An 18,818-nucleotide genomic window follows, 5' to 3' on the forward strand; every position below is an offset into this window, starting at 1 on the left:
GCGCCGCGGCCGGGTCAGCGCAGGGCGATGGTGCGGACGAGGCCCGCGAAGGCCTCCTCCTCCGCCTCGGTCAGTTCCACCGTCTCCATCGGGTGCCCCGCCGCGACCCGCTGGGCGGGAAGGGCGGCCAGGCCCTCGGCGGCGGTGGCGGCGGGCTCGGGATGGTGCAGCCGGGCGCCCCACAGGATGCGGCCGAATCCGGCCACGCACGCGAGTGCGGCCGCGAAGAGGACGGCGAGGCCGACCTCCTGGGCGAGGGAGACGGAGGGGAACACGCGGTCCTCCTGAAGGACGGGGGACAGGATCGAGCGTGGGGATACTCAACACCACAACCCGGGTCGAACGGGTCATGATGTGTCGAGCGTCACTCCAGGGCGCAAACTCCCCATCTCGCCCCTGAGGCCGCCGGTCCCCTTCCGCCGAACGCCGCGGGCCCGACCGCGCCGGCCCCCGTACGGGGGACGGAGGAGGCGGCCGGGCCCCGGGTCACCTGCCCGCCGTCACGGGCGGAAGCGCAGGACCTGCGGGTCGTGGTCGCTGTTCTGCACCGCGAACTCCGCGTTGATGTGCACGCTGTCGTACGTGTACGACTTGATCGCCGGGCTGACCAGGATCTGGTCCAGCACCTGGGCGTTGCCCTGGAAGACGTACGAGTACCGCTCCCGCTTCGGCAGCGACTTGACCGCGGCGTACAGCGCGCCGCCGTCCTCCAGCGCCTTCGTCGTCTCCGAGAACTCGAAGTCGTTGATGTCGCCGAGGGCCAGGACGCGGGCGTTCTTGTCGGCGGCCAGCAGCTGCTTGACGAAGGCGTTCACCGACTGGGCCTGCTGCAGGCGCTGCGCCTCGGAGGAGCGCACCGGCGGCTGGTGGTGGGAGGTCAGGCCCTCGTCGCCGCCCTTCGAGCCGAAGTGGTTGGCGATCACGAAGACCGTCCGGCCGCGGAAGACGAACTCGCCCGCGAGCGGCTTGCGGCTGTCCTGCCACGCCGGGTTCGCCGGGTCGATGCGGCCGGGGGAGTGCGTGAGGGCCGCGCGGCCCTTGACCTTGGTCACGCCCGTCGCGGTGGCGGCGTCGCCGGCGGCGCGGTCGGTGAAGGACACGCGGTCGGGGTTGAAGAGGAACACCTGGCGGATGTTGCCGCCGGGCTGGCCGCCGTCCTTGTTGTTCTCCGGGTTGACGGTGCGCCACTGGTAGGACGGGCCGCCCGCCGCGGCGATGGCCGCCGTGAACTTGGCGAGGGTCTGCTCGGCGGAGACGGTGCCGTCGTTCTTGGCGCCGTTGTCGTCCTGGATCTCCTCCAGGGCCAGGATGTCGGGGGAGGCGAGGTTCTCCACGACCGCCTTCGCGAGCGCGTCGAACTTCTCCTGCGGGTCGCCGGGGTCGAGGTTCTCGACGTTGTACGTGGCGACCGCGAGCTCGCCCTGCGCCTGCGGCTTGGTCTTCTCGGGGGCGAGGGTGCCCTTGGCGACGGTGCCGAGGGTGCGCGCGACGAGCGTGTAGCCGCCGAACTGGTTGTAGTCCATCGGGCCCTCGGTGGTGCCGGTCAGCTTGTCGCCGACGTTGGCCACCGGGAACGGCTGCTGCGCGAGGGGAGCGAGCTGCTGCACCTTCAGCCGGCCCGTGTTCTGCGACTCGTAGGAGCCGTAGACGGTGCCGCCGCGCCTGTTGTTGTTCTCCCAGCCCTTGACGGTGACCCACAGCTCGCCGTACTGCGCCGAGCTGGCGCCGACGACGCGGGAGTTGCGGATGGAGACGTTCATGCCCTCCAGCGCCTCGTAGTGGTCGAGGGCGTAGCGCGAGGGCTCCAGGGTGAGGCCGTTGATGCTGCCGCCGGCGGCCGGGTCGCCCGCGGGCGCGTACGCGGCGGGGACGGTGTACTCGTTGACGGCGACGGCCTCGGGGAGGGCGTTGCCCGAGGAGACCACGGTCACCGTCGGCTTCGATATCTGGGTGATCGACTGGTTGCCCGAGTTGGTGCCGCCGGGGACGTACTCGCCGACCAGGCCCGAGACCTTGACCGCGTCGCCCACGGCGACCGTCGGGGCGGAGCCGGTGAAGACGAAGACGCCCTCGCTGGTGGCGTCGTCGTCGTCGGCGTCGGGGTCCTGCATCCAGAAGCCGCGCGAGCCGTATGCGCGCACGCCGGTCACGATGCCCGCGACGTCGGCGACCTGCTTGCCGTTCAGGGGGGAGATCCGGGTGGTGCCCTGGATGTCGTGGATGCGTACCGCCTCGGCGGACGCGGTGCCTTCTGCGGCGTCGGCGGTGCCCGCCAGCAGGCCGGTGGCCAGGGCGCTGGCGACGACGGCCGCGACGGCGGCGGAACGGGAATGCGAGGAGCGCATGGTCAAGGAACTCCGGTGTGTGGAGGAGTGGAGCGGAGGGGGCGTACGCGGTGGCCGTACGTGGTGCGTGGTGCCTGTGAACTGGCGGGAAGCCTGCGGTGGTCGACGGCCCCCGGCCGCGGGTCCGCAGGGCTCCCGAAGGGTCCCCGGATTGTCTACGCGCGTCAATTTCCTTCGTGGCCAGTGACGTTGTCAAGACCTCCAGGGCAACTGGAAGGCGACTGTGAGATGAACCAAACAAGCGGCGCCGGACACGTCCGAAATGCGTCTACTGTGGGGCGCCGGAGGGCCGCGGAGGCGCGGCCGCACAACCTCGGCGAGGAGACCGCCCCATGCCCGCACAGCCGCACGAAACGCTGCCGCCGGTCCGGCTGCCGTCCGAGGCGGAACTCGCCCGCGACGCCCTCGCCGCCCCGCTCTTCGCCGCAGCGGTGCGGCTGGCCCGCTGGGCGGGCGCCGGCACGCGCGTCGACGACGCCGGCGAACTCCCGCCCGCCCGCCTCCCGGAGGCCGCGGCCGCGCTCGGCCTCGACCCGCAGGATCCGGGCGCGGGGGCGCATGCGAGCCGTGCATGGCGGGTCGCCCTGGACATCGGCCTCGTCGAACTGACGGGGCAGCCGGACGGCGCCGGAGCGGCGGAATCGGGCGGAACGGAACACGGGGCAGCGGAGGCCGCCGGCGCCACCGGAGCGGGACATGCCGCGACGGCCGGTGCGACGCCGTACGCGACGGCCGCGGCCGGCGAGGACCTCGCCCTGGTGATCGGCGGCGCCCCCGCCGACGTGCTTCGCCTGTGGCTCGCCGCCTGCGACGCCGTCCTGGCGGATGCGGCCGTCCCGGACCTCGACGGCCTCGTCGACGCCCTGGACGCAGACGGCGCCATCGACTTCGACCGGCTCGACTGGAACCCGCAGCGCGAGGCGGACCTCCTCGACGCCGTCCTCGCCGACCTCTACCTCCTCACAGCAGGCGGCCGCAGCACGGCCGGCGGCACGGTCCCGCTGCCGGTCCTCGCCGCCTCCGTGGCCGCCCCGGGCGGGATCAACGGGCCGGGCCCCGCCGTCCTGGAGCGGGTCGCCGACGCACTGATGCGGCTTGACGGGCAGTTCCGGCAGCTGGAGCCGATCGGGCTCGTCGAGTTCCGGCCCGTCGACGAGGCGGTGCTGCTCTCCCCGGACGACGAGGACCCCGCCGCCGGCCCCGCGGCCGGGGCACCCGGCGCCCGTACGGGCCTGGACCCGGAGGACGTCTCCCGGTACGGCACGGTCCGCCTCACCGCCCTCGGCCTGTACGGCATCCGCGCCCGCCTCATGGAGGCCGGCATCGCCGCCCCCGCCGTCGGCGAACTGGCCGGCAAGGGCGCCGACGCGCTGCTCGACGCCGTCTGCGACTACCCCGAAGCAGCCGCCGAGGCGGAGATCCGGCAGTGGCTCGACGCCCGGGACCTCCCCGCGGCCGCCGCCGAACTGCTCGACGCGGCCCGCGGCGCCGACCCGGGCGGCCCCCTGCGCCGGCTGCGCTGCCAGCAGGCCCTCGCGGTGGCCGGCCCGCAGGCCGAACCGGCGGTCCGGGCGGTGCTGGACGACCCGGAACTCGGCGGACTGGCCCGGGTCTGGCTGGCCGAGACGGGGGCGTCCGACGTACCCGCACCGGACGGGGCGCTGGTGTACTGGCTGGCGGTCGACACGATCGCCGCGCAACTCGGCGGTGCCGGCGGCGGGGAGGGCGAGGCGGAGGAGCTGCCGCTGCTGATGGAGTCGCTGACGGCCCACCATGCCGGCTTCTTCGAGCAGGCGTGGCGTGTCGAGCACCCGGCGACGGCCGAGGTGCTGGAGGCGATGGGCCGCCTGCACCCGGACAAGCAGGCGGCGAAGCAGGCCCGCAAGGCGGCGTACAAGACCCGCTCCCGCCCCCGCTGACCCCTTCCGGGCCCGCCCGCCGCGGAGCAGCGGCCGCGGCGGCGCTGCGGAGACGGCCCCGGGCCCGGCGTGCCGGGGCCTCGCCGCGGTGCGGCACCCGGCGGCGCCGGGTGGGCCGCGGGCGGCGGCACCTGGGGCGGAACTCGCCGTTCCGCGGTGCATGTCGGCCATTGCGGCGGTGCGGGAGGGGGCGCCGCCGCGACGCGGGTACACCAGCGGCCGTTCCCGTACGGGCGGCGGTGCCTGCCACCGGCGCAACCCGGACTGCCGCCGCCGTACGCGCAGCGCATGCCCCCACCCTTCCTGGAGACCACATGCCGCTCAGCCGTAGAGACTTCACCGCCCGCACCGCCCTCGCCGGCGCGGGCGTCGCGCTCACCGGGGCGGTCGGTGCGCTCGCCACCGCCCCGGGGGCGCTGGCGGCCGACGACAGCACGCAGCGTGACGCGCAGGGCCGGCCCTGCGGGCCCGGCTACGGCCCGCTCCTGCCCGACCCGGCAGGCGTGCTGGCCCTGCCCGAGGGATTCCGCTACCGGATCCTCACCCACAGCGGCGTCACCACCCTGGAGTCCGGCGAGCCCACGCCCTCGCACCACGACGGGACCGCCGCCTTCGCCGGCGCCCGCGGGGTCACGCTCCTCGTCAACAACCACGAGCTGAGGGGCAGGCGGACCGACTGGGTCCGCCCCGTCCCGCTCGCCGAGGGCCTCGTCTACGACCCGGCAGCGGCCGGCGGCTGCACGGTCGTCGAGGTCCGGCAGGGCGGGGAGACCGCCGAATGGGTCGGCATCGCCGGTACGTCGACCAACTGCGCGGGCGGCGCAACCCCCTGGGGGACCTGGCTGACCTGTGAGGAGACCGAGGACCTGGCCGGCCGGAACGGCATGACGAAGGACCACGGCTACGTCTTCGAGGTGGACCCGCACGACCGGCGCGCCAACCGCGACCCGCAGCCGGTCAGGGCCTTCGGCCGCTACGCCCACGAGGCGGTCGTCATCGACCCGCGCCGCGGCCACGCCTACCTCACCGAGGACGCCTCCGGCCCCAGCGGCCTCCTCTACCGCTGGACGCCGCCCGCCGGTTTCCGGCACGGCCGCGGCCGCCTGCGCACCCTCGCCCCGGACGCCGGGGTGCTCGCCGCCGCCAAGTGCTTCGACAACCGGGGCCGTTTCGTCGACGACCTGACGCGCGCCACGCGGACCGGCACCGTCTACGGCGTCGACTGGGTGGAGGTCCCGGACCGCGACGCGCGGACCCGGTCGGTCCGCAAGCAGTTCGGCGAGGGCGCGGTGACGCGCGGCCGCAAGCTGGAGGGCATGTGGTGGGGGGACGGCGGCGCCTACTTCGTGTCCTCGTTCGCCCGCTCGGAGAGCCCCGGCGCGGCCCATGACGGCCAGGTGTGGTTCTACGACCCGAAGCGGCGCACGGTCACCCTGGAAGTGCTGTTCGGGGTGAACGCCGACCCGTCCGGCGGCGGCGCGGCCGACGGGCCGGACAACATCACTGTGTCCCCGTACGGCGGCCTGGTCATCGCCGAGGACGGCGAGGGGGTCCAGCACCTCTTCGGCGCCACCGAATCCGGGCGCACCTATCCGCTGGCGCGCAACGAGCTGAACATCGGGACGGCCGAGCAGCCGGAGTACTCCGAGTTCACGGGTGTCTGCTTCTCCCCGGACGGGCGCACGCTGTTCGCCTGCCTCCAGGACCCCGGCATCATGCTCGCCATCACGGGCCCGTGGCGGCGCGCGCACTGAGCGCACTGCCGACGGCTGCGCCGCCGCCCCTTCACTGGGCGGCGGCGACCTCGACGTCCTCGGCGCGGACGGCGTTGGCCCACTGCTCCAGCAGGAACTCGTAGGCCTCGGAGGGCCACTCCCCGTCCACCCTGGACTCGACGAGGTACCGGATCGCCTCGTTCGCCTCTGCGGCGGACGGGCGGGCGGGACCCGCGGGCCGGAGTGTGCTGTCCATGCTTCCAAGGCTACGGGCGGGCACGGACAGTCACCCCCGCTTTTCGGGTGCGATCCATCACCTCGCCGGCGGCCCTCACCGCCCGCGGTGGCTCCGCGTGCCCGCCCACCTGCTCAGAGTGCGTCCGCGCCGGGCTTGACCATGCCGCGCACTGTGCGGGACTTCACAAAGTCGCCCATGGCCGTCATCTCCCATTCGCCCGAGAACTGCCGGATCAGCTTCGCCATCATCACGCCCGTCTGCGGTTCGGCGCCGGTGAGGTCGAAGCGGACGAGCTCCTCGCCGGTGGCGGCGTCGATGAGGCGGCAGTAGGCCTTCGCGACCTCGGTGAACTTCTGGCCGGAGAAGGAGTTGACGGTGAAGACCAGGCCGGTCGCCTCCGCGGGCAGCCGGCCGAGGTCTACGGTGATCACCTCGTCGTCGCCCGCGCCCTCGCCGGTGAGGTTGTCGCCGGAGTGCTTGACGGCGCCGCCCAGGATCGACAGCCGGCCGAAGTAGCAGCTGTCGATGTGGTTGCGCTGCGGGCCGTACGCGATGACGGAGGCGTCCAGGTCGATGTCGCGGCCGCGGAAGGCGGGCTCCCAGCCGAGGCCCATCCTCACCTGGGAGAGCAGCGGCTTGCCGTGCTTGACGAGGGAGACGGTCTGGTTCTTCTGGAGGCTGACGCGGCCCTTGTCCAGGTTGATCTTCCCGGTGCCGGCGGCGGCAGGGGCGGGCGAGGGGGCCGCGGGCGGCGCGGCGGGCACCGGTCCGGCCGGGGCGGGCGCCGGCGGCGGGACCGTGACGGGCGGGCTCACCGGCGCGGGCGGCAGGGGGGCGGGGGCGGCCGGCCGGTCGGCGGGTGCGGCGGGCTCCTCCTCCACCGAGACACCGAAGTCGGTGGCGATCCCGGCGAGCCCGTCGGCGTACCCCTGGCCGACCGCGCGCACCTTCCACGCGCCGCCGCGGCGGTAGACCTCCACCACCACGAGCGCCGTCTCCGTCCCGAGCTGCGGCGGCGTGAACGTCGCGATCACCGCGCCCGTGTCCGCCTGCCGCACGGTCGCGGTCGGCTCGATGCCCTGGAACGTCTGCCCGGCCGCGTCCGGACTGGCCGTGACGACGACGCGCTCGATGTCCGGGGGCAGCGCAGCCGTGTCCACGGTGACGGAGTCGGGCCCCGCCCCGCCGCCGGAGCGGTGCGAGACGCCCGGACCGGACGGCTGGTTGTAGAAGACGAAGTCGGCGTCGGAGCGGACCTTGCCGTCGGCCGCGAGGAGGAGCCCCGAGACGTCGAGCCGCACCGGGGCGGCCACCTCGACCGTCACGCGGACGGCTTCGAGCGGCAGGTTGGAACCAGGGGTCATAGCGGTCATGCCCGGAGAACGACCGGGGGTGCCGTGCCGTTCCCCCGCCGCCCTCCGCTGCTCCGTACGGGCGGCGGGGGCCGCCCGTACGGCGGTGCCGGGCGGCGTCAGCGCCGGTTGCGCGGGTGGTTGCGGGCGGTGCGCTCGTTCCCGAACCTGTACGCGCCCGTCCAGCGGGCCATCACGAGCTGCGCGTCGCCTGACTCCACCTCGGCGAGGAACTTCTCCGCGCGCGGCCCGCGCAGGGTGCCCGCGGACCGGCCGCGGTGGGTGATGGCGACGGTGCCGTCGCCCCGTTGCTCGTACGTGAATCCCTGTGGTCTCGGCATGCGCGCAGCCTGCCCCGGCCCGGCCGGGGCAGGCAACCGCATTTGATCAGGCCGTCCCGGTGACGCGGCGCGGCAGCCCCAGCGGGTTCGCCTCCCGCAGCTCCGGCGGAAGCAGCCCTTCCGGCACGGACTGGTAGGCGACGGGCCGCAGCCAGCGTTCGATCGCCGTCACCCCGACCGACGTGGAGTGCGAGGTCGCCGCCGGGTACGGGCCGCCGTGGTGCTGGGCCGGGGCCACCGCGACGCCCGTCGGCCAGCCGTTGACGACGATCCGCCCGGCCAGCTCCGTCACGCGGGCCACCAGCGCGGCCGCCGGGCCCGGCGCCCCCTCCGCCTCCGCCGAAGAGACGTGGAGCGTCGCGCTCAGGTTCCCGGCCAGGCGGTCCAGCACGGCGCCCGCCTCGTCCTGGCCGGCGTACCGGACGAGGACCGTGACGGGGCCGAAGCACTCCTCCAGCAGCAGGTCGTACGGGCCGCCGGCCAGCAGGGCGCGGGCGGGCACGGCCAGGCAGCCGGCGCCGACGGCGTGCTCCCCGGCGGCGCCCGCCGCGACGGGCGCGGTGACGCCCGGCAGCGCCGCCCGCTCGGCGACCCCTGCGGCGAAGGCGTCCCGCATCCGGTGGTCGAGGAGGACGCCCGGACCGGTCTCGCCGAGCGCCTTGGCGAGCGCCCCGGCCAGCCGGTCCCCGGCCGCCCCCTCCGGTACGAGGACCAGGCCCGGCTTGACGCAGAACTGGCCGTTCCCGAGCGTCACCGAGGCGGCGAGGCCCGCGCCGATCTCCTCGGCCCGCTCGGCGGCCGCGTCCGGGGTGACCACGACGGGGTTCAGGGAGCCGAGTTCGCCGTGGAAGGGGATCGGCACCGGCCGGGCGGCGGCCGCGTCGAACAGGGCGCGCCCGCCGCGCACCGACCCGGTGAATCCGGCCGCGGCGACCAGCGGGTGCCGGATCAGCTCCAGGCCCGCGTCGAAGCCGTGGACCACCGACACGACCGCCTCCGGCAGTCCGGCCGCCGCGGCCGCGCGGCGCAGGAGCGAGGCGCACAGCTCGGAGGCGGCCGGGTGGTCGGGGTGGGCCTTGACGACCACCGGGCAGCCGGCGGCCAGGGCGCTCGCGGTGTCCCCGCCGGGGACGGAGAAGGCGAGGGGGAAGTTGGAGGCGGCGTAGACGGCGACCACGCCCAGAGGCACCTTGTAGCGGCGCAGTTCGGGGCGCGGCGGGGTGAGGGAGGCGTCGGCCCGGTCGATGCGGATGTCGAGGTAGGAGCCCTCGTCCACGGCGTCGGCGAAGGCCCGCAGCTGGCCGGTGGTCCGCGCGAGTTCGCCGGTGAGGCGGGCCGGGCCGAGCGCCGTCTCGGCGTCGGCGGTCTCCACGACCTGGGCATCCTCCGCGTCGAGCAGGTCGGCGGCGGCGCGGAGGAAGGCGGTGCGTGCGGCGCGGTCGGCGAGCGCGCCGCGGGCCGCGTGCGCGGCGCGCACGGCGGCGTCCACGTCCGCCGGGGCGGCCTCCAGGGTGACCTGTTCCCGCTGCTTCCCGGTGCGGGGGTCCACACTCCAGACTGGTGTCCCTGCTGCCATGCCGTACTGCCTCCTGGATCCGCGCCGGCCCCATCGGGTCCGTTCAGTATTCTGAACGCCGTCCCGGTGGGTGAATGATCTCCATCCGTTCCGGACTCTATTTCCGCGTCCACGGCGTGACAAGAGACCGTGACATCAGGCGAAGAGGGGCACGAGGCGCATGGCCACTGGCGCAGACACCGGCGCAGGCGCGAGCGGGGGCACGGCCTCCGGCACGGGCGGGGCAGCGGTACGGGAGGCCGCGCCGGGCGGCGGGGACGAAGCGGGGCCCGGCGGCGAGCCGGCCGGGGCGCCCGCGGCGGTCAAGTCCGCCGTCCGCACGGTCGTCCTGCTGGAGCACTTCGCGGCCCGGCCCGGCCTGCACAGCCTTGCCGACATCCAGCACGACCTCGGACTGCCCAAGTCCAGCCTGTACATGCTGCTGCGCACGCTGGTGAACCTGGGCTGGGTCGAGACGGACGCGACGGGCACCCGGTACGGCATCGGCGTACGGGCCCTGCTCGTCGGCAGTTCGTACATCGACGGCGACGAGGTGGTGGCCGCGGCCCGGCCCACCCTCGACCGGCTCTCGGAGGACACGACCGAGACCATCCACCTGGCCCGGATGGACGGCACGAGCGTCGTCTACCTGGCGACCCGCCAGTCCCGGCACCATCTGCGGCCGTTCACGCGCGTCGGGCGGAGGCTGCCCGTCCACTCGACGGCACTCGGCAAGGCGCTGCTCGCCGGCCACTCCGACGAGGAGGTGCGGGCGCTGCTGCCGCGGAGGCTGGAGGCGGTCACCGAGCACACCGTGACCGACCGGGAGCGGCTCATCGAGGAGCTCGCGGTGGTGCGGGAGAAGGGGTATGCGGAGGACCGGGAGGAGAACACGCTGGGGCTGCGCTGCTTCGGGGTGGCGGTGCCGTACCGGACGCCCGCCCGGGACGCGGTGAGCTGCTCGGTGCCGGTGGCCCGGCTGACGGAGGAGCGCGAAGAGCTGATCAAGGCGGCCCTGTTCGCCGCCCGGGACCGGCTGTCGGTGGTGACGCGCCGGATGTGACCGCCCGGCGGCGGCTCCTGCGCAGGGCCCGGGGGTTCCTCCCCCGGGCGGGGGAGGCAGATCCCCTCGGCGGGGGAGGCGGCCGGGGCCGGGGGCGGGGGAACGTAGGGCCATGACCAGGCGAGCAATGCACCGGACGGGTCCTGCCGACACGACCGACAGGACCGACAGGACCGACAGGACCGACAGGACCGACAGGACCGAGACGACCACCGGGACACCCGGCGGGAGGGGGACGGCTGCGGCGAGGGCCGCGAGGACCGCAGGGAAGACGGCAGGCAAGGCAGCGGGCGGTGCGGCCGCCGTGACGGCGGAGGCCCGCGCGCCCGACGCCACCGGTGCGGGGGCGCGGCTGCTGCGGGCGGCGGCCGTGGCCGCGACAATGCCGTACCTGGCCCTGAAGACGGCCTGGCTGGCCGGGAGCGACATCGGCATACCGGAGGGCAGCGTGCTGCTCGCACCGTCGGTGTTCTTCACCGTGGCCAATGCCGTGACCATGGCCATGGACGCGGCCGTGATCGTGCTGGCGCTGCTGCTGACCCGGCCGTGGGGCCGGCGGGTGCCGGCGCCGCTGCTCCTCGTCCCCGCCTTCACCGCGACCGGGCTGCTCACGCCGATACTCGCCGGCTTCCCCGCCCAACTCGCCCTCAGAGCCGTCGGCCTGGGCGCCGATCCCGCGGCGAGGGCCGCCGGGGAGTCCTTCCTCCACGGCTGGGTGTACCTCGTCGTCTACGGCGGCTTCACCGTCCAAGGGCTCGCCCTCGCAGGCCTGTTCGTTCCCTATGCGCGCAGGCGCTGGGGCCGCCTCCGGCAGGGCGCGAGCGGTATGCGGCTCCCGCCGCCCACGGGGGTGGCGGCGGGAGCCGCGGCCGCGCTCGGCACGGCGCTGGGTGCGCTGTACGCGTACTGGGCCTTCGGGGGCGCCGCGTGGCTGGGCGCCGAGCGGGCGGCCCTGCATTCGGTGGAGACGGGGGTGGTGTCGGCGGTGCACGCGGTGTGCGCGCTGCTCGCCGGCTGGTGCGCGGTGCTGCTGGCCCGGGGAGGGGGGCGGCGGCCGGTGTGGCCGCTGGTGGCGGGGTGGATCGGATCGGCCGCGACGCTCTGCTGGGGCCTGTACCTCCTTGCCGTGCCCTTCGCTCCCGGGATCGGAGAGGGCGGAGGAACACCCTCCGTGATCTTGCTGGCCTACGCTGGCCAGGTGGTCACCGGATGCCTCGCGGCCAGCGTCCTGACCGGGTTCGCGACCCGGCGGCGCACACTGGCCTGAACGTGCGGTACGGCGCGGGCGCCGGCTCCCGTGCGGGTTCGGGGGCGGCGACGGGTGAGGGGATCGGGGGAGCGGCAGCATGCGGGCTGCGGTATGGGGGGTGCGGGCGCGGATGCGGTGGGTGCATCTGGTGCTCGGCGGGGCGCTGCTGATGCCGTACTTCCTGGTGGCGCAGGTGGCCGTCGGGGTGGCGGCCGGCGGGGTGAACACCCTGGAGTCCGTGCCGCTGACGTTCGCCGCCTACGGCCTGTCCTTGCCGCTCGCCGCGGTGACCGGCGTGTTCGGGCCGGTCCGGCCGATGTCGGCGGGTGCGGTGCGGATGCTGTGCGGGGTTCCGGGGGAACTGCTGGCAGAGGGGCCGGCCCGGTCCTGGGCGGCCCGCGGGAGGACTGCCGCCTGGTGGTCGCTGCACCTGGGCGCCGGGGCGGCCGTGGCGGGGATGAGCCTGGCGGTGCCGCCGATGGCGGTGGTGCTGATCGCGGTGCCGTTGGTGCGGTCGCTGCGGGAGGCCCCGCTGTCGCTGGTCTACTTCCCCGACGACACCGCCTCCTGGCTCGCGCCGCTCATGGGTGCCGGGATGCTGGCCGGGCTGGTCGCGGCCGCCGCGGCGGCGGGGGCGCTCCTGGCCCGGGCGGCGCCCGTGCTGCTCGGGCCGACGGCGGCCGACCGGCTGGCAGCGGCCGAGGAACGGGCCGCCGACCTCGCCGTGCGCAACCGGCTCGCCCGCGAACTGCACGACGCCGTCGGACACGCCCTGAGCGCGGTCACCCTCCAGGCGGCCGCAGCCCGCCGGGTCCTCGGCCGCGACCCCGAGTTCGTCCGGGAGGCCCTCGCCGCCATCGAGGACACCGCCCGGCGGACCGTGGGCGAGCTGGACGGGGTGCTCGGCCTGCTGCGTGACGGCGACCCCGCCGGCCGGACAGCCGCCGCGCCCGCCCCCACCCTCGCCTCCGACCTGGACGGGCTGCTGGCCCGCACCCGCGCCGCCGGCGTGGCCGTCACCGTCCGGCAGGAGCCGGGGCCCGCCGGGGACTGGTCGCAGCTCTCCCCGATCGCGTCCCGGGAGGCCTACCGGATCGTGCAGGAGGGACTCGGCAACGCCCTGCGGCACGGGGCCGGGCCCGTCGAGCTGCGGATCGCCGTCCGGAAGGGCCCGGACGGCGGCCCCGGCACCACCGCACACCGAGAACTGGAGATCACCATGACCAATCCGCCAGGGGCCCCAGCCGGCCCCTCCCCGCGCACCACCGGCGGCCGCGGCCTGCACGGGGCCGCCGAGCGGGCCCGGCTCCTCGGCGGCAGTGTCGAGGCCGGGCGGCACGACGGCCTGTGGCGGCTGCGGGCCGTCCTCCCGCTCGGCGGGGGCTGCCGATGAACCGGCCCCCGCTGCGCCTGGTCCTCGCCGACGACGAGCGCATGGTCCGCACCGCCCTGCGGGCCATCCTCGACGCCGAACCCGACCTGGAGGTCGTCGGGGAGGCCGGCGACGGCGCCGAGGCGGTGACCGCCGTCCGCACCCTCGCGCCGGACGTGGTGCTGATGGACGTCCGGATGCCCGGCATCGACGGAATACGGGCCACCGAGCGGATCCTGGCCGGTGCGGCCGAACCGCCCAGGATCCTCGTCGTGACCACCTTCGAGAACGACGCCCACGTGTACGACGCGCTGCGGGCCGGCGCCGCCGGGTTCCTGCTGAAGCGGGCCGACCCCGACGAACTGGTCGGCGCGGTGCGGCTGGTCGCCCGCGGGGACTCGCTGCTCTTCCCCGAGGCGGTCCGCTCGCTCGCCGCGAGCCACGCCGCCGCAGCAGCGGGCGGGACGGCGGCCTGGGCGGCACGGCTCACGGACCGGGAGGCCGGTGTGCTGCGGCTGATGGCCACCGGGCTGTCGAACGCCGAGATCGGCGCCCGCCTCGGCGTCGGCCCCCAGACCGTCAAGACGCACGTGGCGGCCGTCCTCGCCAAGACGGGTTCGCGCGACCGCACCCAGGCGGTCATCGCCGCCTACGAAGGGGGGTTCGTGATGAGAAGGGCCTGAGAAACGGGCCACACTCGGGCCGGGGAGGAACGTACGCGGGCCGTCGAGCGTCCTTTCGGGAGATGAACAAGACGATCAGGCGTGCGTCGGTCTTCTGTCTGCTCCTGGTGCTGGCCCTGTTGGTCCGGGTCACCTGGGTGCAGGCCTACCAAGGCCAGGCCCTCGCAGACAACGAGCACAACCGCCGGAACCTCCTCGGGCAGTACGAGAACCCGCTGGGGAACATCATCGTGGGCGGAGAGGCGATCACCGGCTCCGTCAAGACCGGCGGGAAGGACTTCGCCTACAAGCGGACGTACGCGGACGGGCCCCTCTACGCCCCGATCACCGGATTCAGTTCGCAGGCCTTCGGCACCACCATGCTCGAAGGCGTCTACAAGAAGGTCCTCAACGGCTCGGACGACCGCCTGAAGACCGTCATGGACCTGCTGCTCAACAAGCGGGCCTCGCCGGGCAACGTCGTCACCACGATCGACAAGGACGTCCAGAAGGCGGCCTGGGACGCGCTCCAGGGCAAGCAGGGATCCGCCGTCGCGATCGACCCGAAGACCGGCGAGATCCTCGCCATGGTGAACAATCCGTCCTTCGACCCCGGCCGCATCGCCGGCGCCAACGACAAGGAGGCGTGGGAGGAGCTGTCCGCCGACAACGGCAAGGCCATGGAGAACGTCGCGCTGCGCAAGCCGCAGGCGCCCGGCTCCACCTTCAAGCTGGTCACCCTGGCCGCGGCCATCGAGAACGGGCTCGTCACCGACGTCGACGCCCCGACCGGCATCCCCGACCCGTACACGATCCCCGGGACCAGGACGCTGCTTCCCAGCGAGGCCGGCTCCGCCGCCTGCAACGGCGTCTCGGCGCGTGTCGCGATGCGGCTGTCCTGCAACAACGTCTTCGCCGAGCTCGCCTCCAAGCTGGGCCAGGACAAGATGCGGGCGATGGCCGAGAAGCTCGGCTTCAACACGAACACGGAGATCCCCGTCACCACCCGCGTGCCGAGCAAGTACCCCTCCGCGAAGATGTCCGTCGACCAGGTCGCGCAGACCGGCATCGGCCAGTTCGACGTCCAGGCGACCCCGCTCCAGATGGCGATGGTGACGGCGGCGATCGAGAACGACGGCAAGCTCGTCGCTCCGCACTCGGTCTCCGAGGTGACCGACGCGGGCGGCAGCGTGCTGGAGAGCTTCAAGAACCCCAAGACCCAGCAGGCCATGAACGCCAAGACCGCCTCGATGCTGCGCGACGTCATGAAGACCGTCGCGACCGAGGGCGGCGGCAAGCCCGCGCAGGTGTCGGGCGCCGAGGTCGGCGGCAAGACGGGCACCGCCCAGCGCGGCGTGAAGAACAATTTGCCGCCGCTCGCCTGGTTCACCTCGTACGGCAAGGCGAAGGGCAAGCAGATCGCCGTGGCCGTGGTGATCGAGAACTCCGACACCGACCGGTCCGAGATCGGCGGCGGCCGCCTGGCGGCACCCGTCGCCCAGAAGATGATGCAGGCCTGGCTGAAGAAATAGGCCGCCGACGCGTCCCCCGCCCCCGGACCGTCCGGGGAATGAGATGTTCCGGCAGGTTGTTGAAGGTGAAACCGCCGCGGCCCCGCCGGCCGCGGCGTCCGCCCGCCCTTCCGCAACCGGAAAGAAGAAGAAGGAACATGCGCGTCGAGATCTGGTCGGATGTGGCCTGCCCCTGGTGCTACATAGGCAAGGCCCGCTTCACCAAGGGGCTGGCCGCGTTCGCGCACCGGGACCAAGTCGAGGTCGTCTTCCGCTCCTTCGAGCTCGACCCGAACAGCCCCGAGGGCAGCACCGCCCCGGTCGTCGAGATGCTCGCGAAGAAGTACGGCCGCACCCTCGAAGAGGCCCGCGGCATGGAGGAGCACGTCGCGGCCACCGCCCGCGCCGAGGGCCTGGAGTACCGCACCGAGGGCCGCGACCACGGCAACACCTTCGACATCCACCGGCTGCTGCACCTGGCCGCCGCGCGCGGCCTGCAGGAGGAGCTCCTCGACCGGGCGTTCCGCGCGAACTTCGCCGAGGACCGGTCCCTCTTCGACGCCGGGGTCCTCGCCGCCGTCGCCGTCGAGGCCGGCCTGGACGAGGCCGAGGTCCGCGCCGTCCTCGCGGACGGCACCGCCTACGCCGCGCAGGTGCGCGCCGACGAGCGGGAGGCTGCCGAACTGGGCGCCAACGCGGTGCCGTTCTTCGTCCTCGACCGCCGCTACGGGATCTCCGGCGGCCAGCCCGCCGAGGTGTTCACCCGCGCCCTGGAGCAGGCCTGGGAGGGCCGCGAGGCCGCGGAGCCGGCCCCGGCCGCCGACGCGTGCGACGCGGACGGCGCGTGCGCCGTCCCCCAGCGCTGACGCCCGCAGCGCCGACCCGCCGCCCCGCCCGGCGCTGCCCCGCCCTCCTGCACCGCCCTCCCGCACCGCCGATCCGCGGCGGGGGAGTGGCGGGGCGGCGGGCGCGGCTCAGTGCGCCGCCGGCTCCCAGGCCGCGTCAGCCGCCTCCAGTGCCGCGGCCGGGTCCGCCGACAGCGCCGCCGCCAGCGCGGTCAGGCCGGCGCGCACCGCTGCCGGGGAAGCGGCCGCACCGTAGTGGTTGACCCGCAGCATCTCCCCGGCCAGCGCACCGCCGCCCGCCGCGAGCGGCGCCTGCGGGTCCGCGGCCAGCGCCTTGGCCGCCACCGTCGAGGCGTCCGCCACGCGCAGCGTCGTCGCCACCGGAGCCGCCTCCGCCGCGCGCTTCACGTACGGGGCCAGCCCGAGGGCCTCCGCTCCCGCCCGGGTCGCCGCCGCGGCCGCTGCGTGGCGGGCCTGCACGGCCGACAGCCCCTCCGCCGCGATCCGGTCCAGGCACGCCTCCAGTGCCAGCATCTCCAGCTGCGCCGGCGCGTGCAGCAGCGCCCGGCGCCCGCCGTCGATCCAGCGCTCCTTCCAGTCCAGCAGGGACAGGTACGAGCGGCGCGGCGCCGCGGGGTTCTGCGCGAACCGCTCCCACGCCCGCTCCGACACCGACACCGCGGACACGCCGGCGGGTCCGCCCATCGCCTTCTGCGCCCCGATCACGCACAGGTCCACGCCCCACGCGTCGGCCGGCAGCGGCTCCGCCGCAACCGAGGCCACCGCGTCCAGCATGAACAGCGCCCCGTGGGCCCGTACCGCCTCGCCGATCTCCGCGACCGGGTTCGTGTTGCCGGTCGCCGCCTCGGCGTGCACCAGCGACACGAAGTCGATCCGCGGGTGCGCGGCGAGCGCCGCGGCGACCTGCTCGGCGGTCACCGCGGTGTCGAACGGCACCTCCAGGTCCACGACCTCGGCCCCGCAGTCGCGCAGCCAGTTGCCGAACGTGGTCCCGTACGGGCCCGTCACCACGTTCAGCGCGGCCGAGCCGGGGCGGGCGCCCGAGCGGATGCAGCCCTCCAGTGGCAGCAGCGCCTCGCCTTGCGTGACCACCACGTCCTGGCGGGTGCCGAGCAGGTCCGCCACCCGCCGCTCGATCGACGCGAAGTGCTCCGCGGTCAGCGGCGGCAGGTCCAGGAAGGGGTGGTTCACAGGGCGCTCTCTCCTCGTGCGGGGACTACCCGGGAAGCCTATCCAGGGCGCACGTACAGTTCGGTCATGACGGATGACGTGCTGCATGTGAAGGGACGCGTGCTCGTCGGGCCCGACGACGTCCGCGACGAGCTGTGGGTGGTAGGCGGCCGGATCTCCTACGAGCGGCCGCCCGGCGCCCGCGACACCACCGCCGTGTCCGGCTGGGTGCTGCCCGGCCTCGTCGACGCGCACTGCCACGTGGGGCTCGACGCCCACGGCCCCGTCGACGCCGGGACCGCCGAACGCCAGGCGCTGACCGACCGCGACGCGGGCACCCTGCTCATCCGCGACGCCGGATCCCCCTCCGACACCCGCTGGATCGACGGCCGCGACGACCTCCCGAAGATCATCCGGGCGGGGCGGCACATCGCCCGGACCCGCCGCTACATCCGCAACTACGCGCACGAGATCGAGCCGGCCGACCTCGTCGAGTACGTCGGCCGCGAGGCCCGCCGCGGCGACGGCTGGGTGAAGCTGGTCGGCGACTGGATCGACCGCGACGCCGGCGACCTCACGGCCTGCTGGCCGCGCGCCGAGGTCGAGGCCGCCATCGCCGAGGCGCACCGGCTGGGCGCCCGGGTCACCGCCCACTGCTTCGCCGAGGACTCGCTGCGCGACCTCGTCGAGGCCGGCATCGACTGCATCGAGCACGCCACCGGGCTCACCGATGACACCATCCCGCTGTTCGCGGAGCGCGGGGTGGCGATCGTCCCGACGCTGGTGAACATCGCGACGTTCCCCAAGCTGGCGGCCGGCGGCGACGCCAAGTTCCCCCGCTGGTCGGCGCACATGCGGCGGCTGCACGAGCGGCGGTACGACACGGTCCGCTCCGCCTGGGACGCGGGCATCCCCGTCTACGTGGGCACCGACGCAGGCGGCTCCCTGCCGCACGGGCTCGTCGCGGACGAGGTGGCGGAGCTGGTGCGCGCCGGGATCCCGCCGCTGGACGCCTTGTCGGCGACGGCTTGGGCGGCGCGGGAGTGGCTGGGAAGGCCCGGTCTCACCGAGGGCGCCCCCGCGGACCTCGTCGTCTACGCGACCGACCCGCGGGCCGACGTGCGGGCGCTGGCGCAGCCGCTGCGGGTCGTGGTGAACGGCACGGTCCGCGCCTGACCGGCCGGACCTCCCCGCCGCGTCACCGGGTTGACGCGGCGTGACGCGGACGTCCCGCCGGTCGTTGCACACGGCCGCGCGGGTCCGCGACAGGGTGAAACCGCCCACGGGTGTGTGGCGGAAAAGAACTCCCGTGCCGCCTGATGCGAAAGCAATCGAATACGTGGATGGAAACCACCCTTTGGGGTGAACTCACCTCAGGTGGCTGTGCGTTCACTCTCCGTGCGTAAAAAATTCCCCGGGTAACAGGCCGCCGACGCGCGATGTCCCCCATTGGCTGCGCG

16 protein-coding genes are annotated in these 18,818 nt (G+C 74.8%); 9 read left to right on the top strand and 7 right to left on the bottom strand.

Annotated elements, in window-relative coordinates:
• Positions 1–14 precede the first annotated feature (14 nt).
• Together MUK52_RS24010 and MUK52_RS24015 are read right to left on the bottom strand one after the other, a co-directional pair.
• The gene (locus MUK52_RS24010) at positions 15–275 is read right to left on the bottom strand and encodes a hypothetical protein (RefSeq protein ID WP_114057057.1); all 261 of its coding nucleotides are present in this window, start codon (positions 273–275) and stop codon (positions 15–17) included.
• Positions 276–500: 225 nt separating this feature from the next.
• On the bottom strand, positions 501–2,345 hold the full coding sequence (locus tag MUK52_RS24015) for a DUF8508 domain-containing protein (protein WP_114057056.1): 1,845 nt from the start codon (positions 2,343–2,345) through the stop codon (positions 501–503).
• Positions 2,346–2,677: 332 nt separating this feature from the next.
• Here MUK52_RS24015 and MUK52_RS24020 point away from each other — a divergent pair, with 332 nt between their 5' ends.
• On the top strand, positions 2,678–4,264 hold the full coding sequence (locus MUK52_RS24020; RefSeq protein ID WP_284579938.1) for a hypothetical protein: 1,587 nt from the start codon (positions 2,678–2,680) through the stop codon (positions 4,262–4,264).
• 314 nt (positions 4,265–4,578) lie between these two features.
• The gene (locus MUK52_RS24025) at positions 4,579–6,018 is read left to right on the top strand and encodes an alkaline phosphatase PhoX (protein WP_114057054.1); all 1,440 of its coding nucleotides are present in this window, start codon (positions 4,579–4,581) and stop codon (positions 6,016–6,018) included.
• 31 nt (positions 6,019–6,049) lie between these two features.
• Here the strand turns inward: MUK52_RS24025 and MUK52_RS24030 are convergent, their stop codons facing one another.
• The 4 genes from MUK52_RS24030 to MUK52_RS24045 all read right to left on the bottom strand — a co-directional run bounded on the left by MUK52_RS24030 (position 6,050) and on the right by MUK52_RS24045 (position 9,486).
• Positions 6,050–6,235: a hypothetical protein gene (locus MUK52_RS24030; RefSeq protein ID WP_114057053.1), complete on the bottom strand. Its 186-nt coding sequence runs from the start codon at positions 6,233–6,235 to the stop codon at positions 6,050–6,052.
• A 113-nt stretch (positions 6,236–6,348) separates the two neighbouring features.
• Entirely contained in the window at positions 6,349–7,581 is a 1,233-nt protein-coding gene (locus MUK52_RS24035; protein WP_114057052.1) for a TerD family protein, read from the bottom strand.
• 107 nt (positions 7,582–7,688) lie between these two features.
• Positions 7,689–7,910 carry a hypothetical protein gene (locus MUK52_RS24040; protein WP_114057051.1) on the bottom strand — a complete coding sequence of 74 codons (222 nt, stop codon included), beginning with the start codon at positions 7,908–7,910 and terminating at the stop codon, positions 7,689–7,691.
• A gap of 46 nt (positions 7,911–7,956) precedes the next feature.
• Positions 7,957–9,486 carry an aldehyde dehydrogenase (NADP(+)) gene (locus MUK52_RS24045; protein ID WP_284579942.1) on the bottom strand — a complete coding sequence of 510 codons (1,530 nt, stop codon included), beginning with the start codon at positions 9,484–9,486 and terminating at the stop codon, positions 7,957–7,959.
• Positions 9,487–9,646: 160 nt separating this feature from the next.
• Between MUK52_RS24045 and MUK52_RS24050 the strand changes: the two genes are divergently transcribed.
• The 6 genes from MUK52_RS24050 (at position 9,647) to MUK52_RS24075 (ending at position 16,188) form a co-directional block, all read left to right on the top strand.
• On the top strand, positions 9,647–10,528 hold the full coding sequence (locus MUK52_RS24050; protein WP_284579944.1) for an IclR family transcriptional regulator: 882 nt from the start codon (positions 9,647–9,649) through the stop codon (positions 10,526–10,528).
• Between the two features lie 112 nt (positions 10,529–10,640).
• Positions 10,641–11,795 carry a hypothetical protein gene (locus MUK52_RS24055; RefSeq protein WP_284579946.1) on the top strand — a complete coding sequence of 385 codons (1,155 nt, stop codon included), beginning with the start codon at positions 10,641–10,643 and terminating at the stop codon, positions 11,793–11,795.
• A 79-nt stretch (positions 11,796–11,874) separates the two neighbouring features.
• Positions 11,875–13,170, top strand: coding sequence for a sensor histidine kinase (locus tag MUK52_RS24060; protein ID WP_114057048.1), 1,296 nt, complete (start codon positions 11,875–11,877; stop codon positions 13,168–13,170).
• Positions 13,167–13,832, top strand: a complete 666-nt coding sequence (locus MUK52_RS24065) for a response regulator transcription factor (RefSeq protein WP_114057047.1) — start codon at positions 13,167–13,169, stop codon at positions 13,830–13,832. The genes MUK52_RS24060 and MUK52_RS24065 overlap by 4 nt, the downstream gene beginning before the upstream one ends.
• A gap of 62 nt (positions 13,833–13,894) precedes the next feature.
• Entirely contained in the window at positions 13,895–15,343 is a 1,449-nt protein-coding gene (locus MUK52_RS24070; RefSeq protein WP_114057046.1) for a peptidoglycan D,D-transpeptidase FtsI family protein, read from the top strand.
• A 137-nt stretch (positions 15,344–15,480) separates the two neighbouring features.
• The gene (locus MUK52_RS24075) at positions 15,481–16,188 is read left to right on the top strand and encodes a DsbA family oxidoreductase (RefSeq protein WP_246042654.1); all 708 of its coding nucleotides are present in this window, start codon (positions 15,481–15,483) and stop codon (positions 16,186–16,188) included.
• A gap of 108 nt (positions 16,189–16,296) precedes the next feature.
• Here MUK52_RS24075 and MUK52_RS24080 read toward each other — a convergent pair whose 3' ends face one another.
• Positions 16,297–17,379 carry an aminotransferase class V-fold PLP-dependent enzyme gene (locus MUK52_RS24080; protein ID WP_114057044.1) on the bottom strand — a complete coding sequence of 361 codons (1,083 nt, stop codon included), beginning with the start codon at positions 17,377–17,379 and terminating at the stop codon, positions 16,297–16,299.
• Positions 17,380–17,445: 66 nt separating this feature from the next.
• Between MUK52_RS24080 and MUK52_RS24085 the strand changes: the two genes are divergently transcribed.
• Positions 17,446–18,534, top strand: coding sequence for an amidohydrolase family protein (locus MUK52_RS24085; protein ID WP_284579955.1), 1,089 nt, complete (start codon positions 17,446–17,448; stop codon positions 18,532–18,534).
• Positions 18,535–18,818: the final 284 nt, after the last annotated feature.

This window comes from Streptomyces sp. 2P-4, assembly GCF_030167965.1.
In the GTDB taxonomy this organism is placed as follows: Bacteria; Actinomycetota; Actinomycetes; order Streptomycetales; family Streptomycetaceae; genus Streptomyces; species Streptomyces globosus_A.